This window comes from Actinomadura sp. 9N215 (assembly GCF_044326345.1).
In the GTDB taxonomy this organism is placed as follows: Bacteria; Actinomycetota; Actinomycetes; order Streptosporangiales; family Streptosporangiaceae; genus Spirillospora.
The window spans coordinates 39,205-46,630 of record NZ_JBIRBA010000044.1; the positions used below are offsets into that span (position 1 = coordinate 39,205).

At 70.7% G+C, this 7,426-nt stretch carries 10 protein-coding genes; 7 read left to right on the forward strand and 3 right to left on the reverse strand.

Features of this window, described 5'->3' with window-relative positions:
- The first annotated feature begins 59 nt into the window (after nt 1-59).
- Nucleotides 60-1,568 (forward strand): DEAD/DEAH box helicase, encoded by a 1,509-nt coding sequence (locus ACH34T_RS42225; protein ID WP_396026646.1) that lies wholly within the window; start codon nt 60-62, stop codon nt 1,566-1,568.
- A 105-nt stretch (nt 1,569-1,673) separates the two neighbouring features.
- Here the strand turns inward: ACH34T_RS42225 and ACH34T_RS42230 are convergent, their stop codons facing one another.
- Together ACH34T_RS42230 and ACH34T_RS42235 are read right to left on the reverse strand one after the other, a co-directional pair.
- Nucleotides 1,674-2,480, reverse strand: a complete 807-nt coding sequence (locus tag ACH34T_RS42230) for an acyltransferase (RefSeq protein WP_396026647.1) — start codon at nt 2,478-2,480, stop codon at nt 1,674-1,676.
- Nucleotides 2,481-2,660: 180 nt separating this feature from the next.
- On the reverse strand, nt 2,661-3,134 hold the full coding sequence (locus ACH34T_RS42235; RefSeq protein ID WP_396026648.1) for a hypothetical protein: 474 nt from the start codon (nt 3,132-3,134) through the stop codon (nt 2,661-2,663).
- 171 nt (nt 3,135-3,305) lie between these two features.
- Here ACH34T_RS42235 and ACH34T_RS42240 point away from each other — a divergent pair, with 171 nt between their 5' ends.
- Nucleotides 3,306-3,830, forward strand: a complete 525-nt coding sequence (locus ACH34T_RS42240; RefSeq protein WP_396026649.1) for a peptidylprolyl isomerase — start codon at nt 3,306-3,308, stop codon at nt 3,828-3,830.
- Between the two features lie 79 nt (nt 3,831-3,909).
- A complete protein-coding gene (locus ACH34T_RS42245) occupies nt 3,910-4,806 on the forward strand; it encodes a rhomboid family intramembrane serine protease (RefSeq protein WP_396026650.1) in 897 nt (298 codons plus the stop codon).
- Between the two features lie 131 nt (nt 4,807-4,937).
- Here the strand turns inward: ACH34T_RS42245 and ACH34T_RS42250 are convergent, their stop codons facing one another.
- Nucleotides 4,938-5,195: a cell division protein CrgA gene (locus ACH34T_RS42250; protein WP_396026651.1), complete on the reverse strand. Its 258-nt coding sequence runs from the start codon at nt 5,193-5,195 to the stop codon at nt 4,938-4,940.
- Between the two features lie 81 nt (nt 5,196-5,276).
- Between ACH34T_RS42250 and ACH34T_RS42255 the strand changes: the two genes are divergently transcribed.
- The 4 genes from ACH34T_RS42255 to ACH34T_RS42270 form a co-directional block, all read left to right on the forward strand.
- Nucleotides 5,277-6,011: a DUF881 domain-containing protein gene (locus ACH34T_RS42255; RefSeq protein ID WP_396026652.1), complete on the forward strand. Its 735-nt coding sequence runs from the start codon at nt 5,277-5,279 to the stop codon at nt 6,009-6,011.
- A 16-nt stretch (nt 6,012-6,027) separates the two neighbouring features.
- A complete protein-coding gene (locus ACH34T_RS42260) occupies nt 6,028-6,657 on the forward strand; it encodes a class E sortase (protein ID WP_396026653.1) in 630 nt (209 codons plus the stop codon).
- 8 nt (nt 6,658-6,665) lie between these two features.
- On the forward strand, nt 6,666-6,854 hold the full coding sequence (locus ACH34T_RS42265; protein WP_396026654.1) for a hypothetical protein: 189 nt from the start codon (nt 6,666-6,668) through the stop codon (nt 6,852-6,854).
- A 6-nt stretch (nt 6,855-6,860) separates the two neighbouring features.
- On the forward strand, nt 6,861-7,426 hold a 566-nt coding region (locus ACH34T_RS42270), incomplete at its 3' end, for an anthranilate synthase component II (RefSeq protein WP_396026655.1).

Sequence of the window (7,426 nt, forward strand, 5' to 3'; positions counted from 1 at the left end):
TGCAGCCCACGCGGACCGTGGTGCCTCCCGAGACGTGCCCCCCTCTCGGAAGGTAATGCGTGACCACAGCTGACGCTGCACAGAACCCGTCCATGCCCGCCACCACGGGCGACGAGCGGGTTCCGTCGTTCGCCGAGCTCGGCCTCCCGCCGGTGCTGGTGAACGCTCTCACCCGCCAGGGCATCGAGGAGCCGTTCCCCATCCAGGCCGCCGCGATCCCCGACGTCATGGCGGGACGCGACGTCCTCGGACGCGGCAAGACCGGCTCCGGCAAGACCCTGGCGTTCGGTCTGCCGCTCCTCGTCCGCCTCTCCGGCCGCAAGGCCGCGCCGAAGCGCCCGCTGGCGCTGATCCTCGTGCCGACCCGCGAGCTGGCCCAGCAGGTCCAGACCAACCTGGAGCCGCTCGGCCGCGGCCTCGGCCTGCGCTTCAAGACCGTCATCGGCCAGACCTCCATGTTCAAGCAGATCGACGCGCTGCGCCGCGGCGTCGAGATCCTCGTCGCCACCCCCGGCCGCCTCAAGGACCTGATGCGCCAGGGCGCCTGCGACCTGTCCGACATCGAGATCGCCGTGCTGGACGAGGCCGACCACATGGCCGACATGGGCTTCCTGCCCGACGTCACCGACATCCTCGACGCCGCCAAGCCGGGCGGCCAGCGCCTGCTCTTCTCCGCCACCCTCGACAAGGACGTGGACGTCCTGGTCAGGCGCTACCTGAGCGCCCCCGTGACGCACGCGATCGGCCCGGTGGACGAGTCCGTCGACACGATGGAGCACCACCTGCTCCTCGTCGCGCCGAAGGAGAAGGCCGCCGTCACCGCCGAGATCGCCAACCGCGAGGGCCGGACGATCCTGTTCGCCCGCACCAAGCACGGCGTCGACCGGCTCGCCAAGCAGCTCGCCCAGGTCGGCGTCCGCGCCGCGGGGCTGCACGGCGGCAAGAGCCAGGGTCTGCGCACCCGCACGCTCGCCGAGTTCCGCGAGGGCTCGATCAGCGTGCTCGTCGCCACCGACGTCGCGGCCCGGGGCATCCACGTGGACGACGTGACCCTCGTCATGCACGTCGACCCGCCCGCCGACCACAAGGACTACATGCACCGCGCGGGACGTACCGCGCGGGCCGGCGAGAGCGGCACCGTCGTCACGCTCGTCCTGCCGCACCAGGTGCGCGCGACGTCCGCGATGACGCGCCGCGCGGGCATCCACGCGCCCCGCGTCCGGGTCACCACCGGCGACTCGGAGCTGGTCAAGCTGACCGGTGCGCGTCCGCCGTCCGGCATCGCGATCGAGGGGCCGATCATCCCCGAGCGCCCGCGCCGCGAGGGCGGCGGAGGCGGACGGGGCCGTTCGGGCGGACGCCGCGGCGGCCGCGGCCCGCGCTCGTTCGACCGCCAGGGCGGACGCCGTGGCGGCGGCACCCACGAGCCCCGCGACGGCGAGCACCGCGGCTCCCACACCGGCGGCCCCCGCACCGGCGGTGGCCCGCGGACCGGAGGCGGCTCCCACGGCAACCGCCGAGGCGGCCCCTACAACGACCGCCGCGACAGGACGGCCCGCTACAACTGATCTCCAGCACTGTTCGGCGCCCCGCCCGGCTCAACGGGCGGGGCGCCGCGCTTTATCCACCGCCCGCGCTGCCCGCGGCGTCCGAGGCGTCCGAGGCGAAGCGGCTCAGCCGGCCTCTTCGCGGAGGACGTCGTCGCGCCCGCCGGTTTCCTCGCGAAGCTTGTCCTGAAGGATCTGGAGGCCCTCAAGGCCGTCCACGGAGAGGGCCGCGAGCTCGTCCAGCGACATGAGCGGGTCGGCGCGCAGCGGCGGCTGCCAGCCGTTCTCCCGGTCGTGGCTGCGCAGGACCTTGGCCGGGACGCCGCCGATGACCGCATGGTCGGGGAACTCGCCGCGCACGACGGCGCCGCCCGCGACCGCGACGTTGCGGCCGAGCCGGGTGCCGGGGAGGATGATCGCGCCGGTCCCGATCCAGCAGCCGTCGCCGATCACGACGGGGTTGTTCTCCGGCCACTGCCGTCCGATGGGCGTGCGCAGGTCGCCGTAGGAGTGGTTCTGGTCGGTGATGTAGACGTTCGGTCCGGTGAAGACGTCGTCGCCGATGTCGATGGACTGGTGGCCGACGATGTGCGTGCCGCGCCCGATCGAGCAGCTCCCGCCGATCTTGACGATGACGTCCGGGCCGAGGTCGAGCCCCGGGACGAAACCCGCCGAGATCGTGACGTGCGTCCCGACGAGCGTGTGGTCGCCGATCGAGATCCACGGCTCGCCGTAGACGGCGCCGACGGGGAACCCGATGCACGCGCCCTCGCCCAGGTACGCGAACTTGCGGCGGCCTGGCGTGTGCGGGGTGATCTCACCGTGCCGCTGGACCCACTCCCAGGCGCGGTGCACGGCGATGTGCACACCCTGCCGGGCACGCTGCCCGGCCCGGGCGGCCAGCACCTGCCGGATCGAGCGTTTCCGCGACATGGCGTTCACCGTACCGGTTGGTAGTAACCACCGGAACGCAAGAGCCGACCACGATCCGGCCCACACCGGGCACGCATGGCGGAGGGCCCGGTCGGGAAATGACCGGGCCCTCCTGCGCGAGTCTTCTTCGCCGTTCTGGAGTTGGCCTCCGCCGGCGCGTACCGGCGAGCGGCGAAGGGCTCAATGCGGAGAATTCACCTGACCGTCGACGTCGGCGCCGCTGACCGTCATGGAGTCGGCCGAGGTGGCGTCCCCCACCTGCTCACCGGAACCCTTGGTCAGGTCGCGGATGACGCCGCGCCGCGTCGCCACCGCACCGGCCACGCCGACGGCGGCGACCACCCCCATCATCGCCATGAGGGCGCCGCGTCCGGGCCTGGCCGGCTTCGGCGGCTCCACCCGGTGGGCGACATCGCTCAGGAACGTGCTCACCCGCGGGGCCAGCCCGGTCTCCACGTACTGGGCGGCCCGCCGGAGCCTCGGTGCGCTCCAGCCGCGGACGACCAAGAGGCGCTCGCCCGCCACGGGCACGATCCGCTCAGCCGCTGAGGACACGCCCTGCCGGCACATGTCGGCGCCTTGGCGGGCCGTCTCCTGGACGCGTCCGAACCGCGTCAGACCATCCTCCTGCGGCTTCCGGCGGATACTGATCATTAGGGACACGCTAACCTCCCTGTTTGCGAGGTCCTGTCATGCAGCCTTCCCAGAGACCGGGGGGTAAACCCTGAACACGCGACCGTTCGATCACGCCGCGTGACATATTCGGGCATGACCGCGACCGCGCCGTCAGACGGCACAGAACCCACTCACGAGGAGGCGGCCAGCGTGGCCAACGAGATCTTCGCGAAGCTCAGCACGTCGCTCGGGACCATCGTCGTCCAGCTCTACCCGGAGCAGGCGCCGGAGACGGTGGCGAACTTCGTCGACCTGGCGGAGGGGAACAAGACCTGGCACGATCCGCGCACCGGGCAGAAGTCGGACGCCCCGCTCTACGACGGCACCGTCTTCCACCGGGTCATCGACAACTTCATGATCCAGGGCGGCGACCCGCTGGGCACCGGCACCGGCGGTCCCGGCTACGAGTTCAAGGACGAGTTCCACCCCGACCTGAAGTTCAACCGGCCGTACCTGCTGGCGATGGCGAACGCCGGGCCCGGAACCAACGGCTCGCAGTTCTTCATCACGCTCAGTGTCGGGCACACCCAGCACCTGACCGGACGGCACACCATCTTCGGCAAGGTCATCGAGGGCACCGACATCGTCGACCAGATCGGCAAGGTCGAGACCGGCCGTCAGGACCGTCCGACCACGGACGTCGTCCTCCAGTCGGTGACGATCGAGCGCCGTTAGTCGTTTCCTACGGTGAGACCCCACAACGGGTGAGCCCCCGAGACGGGTGAGACCTCGCGACGGCCCCACGGAGCCCCAGATGAGCACAGACCAGAGTCCCGCTCCCGAGACCTCGGTGCCGACCTGCTACCGGCATCCGGGACGTGAGACGTACGTGCGCTGCACCCGGTGCGACCGCTACATCTGCCCCGAGTGCATGCGGGACGCGGCCGTCGGGCACCAGTGCGTCGAGTGCGTCGCCGAGGGCAACCGGGGCGTCCGCAGGGCCGTCCCCCGTACGCCCCTCGGCGCGCGGGGCCCCGCGTCCGCCGTGCCGGTCGTCACGTACACGCTCATCGGCGTGTGCGTGGCGGCGTACCTCGCCGAGCTGGCGTCGTGGCGCGTCGTGTGGGAGTTCATGATGCTCGGCCGGGCCGTGCTGCCGAACGGGGAGGTCGGCGGCGTCGCCGAAGGCGAGTGGTACCGGCTGTTCACCGCCATGTTCATGCACGATCGCGGCGGTGACTTCGCCATCACCCACATCCTGTTCAACATGTGGGCGCTGTGGGCGGTCGGGCGTTCGCTGGAGCAGGTCCTCGGACGGTGGCGCTACATCGTCCTGTACGTGCTGTCGGGCCTGGGCGGATCGGTGCTGCTGTACCTGGTCGGCGCCCCGCAGGTCTCGGCCGTGGGCGCGTCGGGCGCCATCTTCGGCCTCTTCGGCGCGTACTTCGTGATCGGCCGCCGCCTCAACGTCCCGGTCGGGCCCATCGTGTTCCTGCTGGTGCTCAACCTGGTGCTCACGTTCTCGGTGGACGGCATCTCCTGGGAGGGCCACATCGGCGGCCTCGCCGTTGGCGCGGCACTCGCGGCCGTGTTCGCCTACACCCCGGAGGCGCGGCGGCGCCTGTTCCACATCGCGGCGCCGCTGCTCACCTTCGCGCTGCTCGCGGCCCTGGTCGTGGTCAGAACGGCGGACCTGAGCCCGGCGACGTAACCTCCGGACGCACGGACGCCGCTGCCGACACCTGCGGGCAGCGGCGTCCTGTCACGCCAGACCCGGAACGGGCTGTGGAAAACCTGGGGAAAGCCGGGGTGGGAGATCCCCGACCTGTGGATAACTTACGGTCAGCGCCACCGGGTCGACAGGATCACGCCGAGGATGATCGCCGTGAAGCCGATGCCGAGGTTCCAGTTGTGCAGGTCGGTCATGAACGGCACGTCGGTGCCGGTGCTGGCCGTCACGTAGAAGACGGCGATCCAGATCAGGCCGATGAGCCACAGGCCGACCATCGTGGGCACCAGCCAGCGTGGGCTGACCTCCGGGGCCTTCGACTTCTGCGGGGGCGTGTAAACGGCCTTCTTGCGCACTTTGGACTTGGCCACGGTGGATTCGATCTCCTCGGGCGACCGGCGGCCGGAGCGCCGGACCGCGCATGGGTGTTTTGTCGGTTAGCGTAGTCGCTGGTGTGCAGAGTACGGCTTCCAGCGTGGGGAAGCATCATCCCAGTTCTCACGCTCCTCGCCGGGACCCTGTTCGCGGCGAGCGCGAGCACGGCCCGCGGCACGAGCCTGCGCGAGCAGGGCCGCACCCGCATCACCGAGCTGATCGCCGCCGAGCAGCACCGCAGCCGTCAGGAGCGTGCCGAGTACCGGCGGCTCCGCCACGAGGTCGACGGTATCTCGCGCGAGGCCGGACGTCACGACGCCCGCGTGAAACGCGCCCAATCCGAGGCCGACGCCCTGGCCGCCCGCGCCGGACTCACCCCGCTCGAAGGCCCCGCCGTTCGAGTCTCCCTGGACGACGCCCCCCTGCCCGAGTCCGGCGAGCTGCCCCGCGACGTCCGTCCCGACGACCTGGTCGTCCACCAGGCCGACGTGCAGGCCGTCGTCAACGCGCTGTGGGCCGGCGGCGCCACCGGGATGCAGATCATGGACCAGCGGGTGATCTCGACGAGCGCGGTGCGCTGCGTGGGCAATACGCTGATCCTCCAGGGCGTCGTGTACTCCCCGCCGTTCCGGATCACCGCCGTAGGCGACCCGGGACGGCTCCGCGCGGCGCTCGGCGCGTCCCGCGAGATCGCGATCTACCGCAAGTACGTCCGCGCCTACGGGCTCGGCTATGCGGTGCGGACCGTGGAACGCGCCACGTTGCCGCCCTACACCGGCAACGTCACGATGAAGCACGCCACGGGCGGCTAGACGAGGAGGACACGCGGTGCGGACGGTCATCCGTGGCATGGGCGAACTGTGCATCACCGCCGGACTGATCGTCATGCTCTTCGTCACCTACGAGCTGTGGGGCACCGGCCGGTACACCCAGGACCAGCAGGACCGCCTCGGCGACGAACTGCTGAAGAACTGGGGCCAGGTCACCACCGAGCGGGTGCAGCTCGGCAAGGGCCTCGCGATGATCCGCATCCCCCGCTTCGGGAAGGACTTCCACTTCGTGATCATCGAGGGCGTCGAACGCAAGGACCTGCGCAAAGGCCCCGGCCACTATCCTGGAACCGCGCTCCCGGGCCAGGTCGGCAACTTCGTGGTCTCCGGCCACCGGACGACCTACTCCGCACCGTTCAACCGGCTCGGCGAACTCGACCGCGGCGACAAGATCCTCATCGACACCCGCGACAAGCAGTACGTCTACCAGGTCACCGGCCGCGAGATCGTGAAACCGTCGGCGACGGAGGTGACCGCGCCCGTCCCCCTCCACCCGAAGCGCAGGCCCACCAAACCACTGATCACGCTCACCACCTGCCACCCCAAGTACTCCGCCGCTGAACGAATGATCATCTTCGGCGAGCTGGCGTCCGCGCTGCCCCGCGTGAAGCCGACCGCCGGAACCTAGGAGGCACCGTGTACGCCTGGATCTGGCGCCACCTGCCGGGCGAATGGCAGACCAAGACCGCCACGGCGCTCGGCCTCGCCCTCGCGATCGCGGCCGTCCTCTGGTACCTGGTCTTCCCCTGGGTGGAACCCAAGGTGCAGTTCGACCACGGCGTCGTCGACCGTCCGACCCCCTCCGACTCCAAGACCCCGGGCTGACGGGCCATGCGCATCCTCGTCGTCGACAACCACGACAGCTTCGTCTACAACATCGTCCAGTACCTTCTGGAACTCGGCGCCGACTGCGACGTCAAGGACCGCTCGGACGTCACCCTCCAGGACGCCGCGTCCGCCGACGGCGTTCTGCTGAGCCCGGGCCCCGGCCACCCCGCCGACTCCGGGATCTGCCTCGACCTCGTCCACGACGCCGACCGCCGCGGCACCCCCCTCCTAGGCGTCTGCCTGGGCCACCAGGCCATAGCCCACGCCTACGGCGCCACGATCTCCCGCGCCTCGGAGATCGTCCACGGCTTCACCAGCAAGATCGTCCACGACGGCCAGAGCGTCTTCCGCGACCTCCCGAGCCCCTTCCCCGCAACCCGCTACCACTCCCTGGCCGTAACCCCCGAAACCGTCCCGCCCCCCTTGGCCATAACAGCCCAAACCCCAGACGGCGTCATCATGGCCCTACGCCACCGCACCCGCCCGATAGAGGGCGTCCAGTTCCACCCCGAATCAATCCTCTCCACCAACGGCCACCACCTACTCAACAACTGGCTAACCACCTGCAC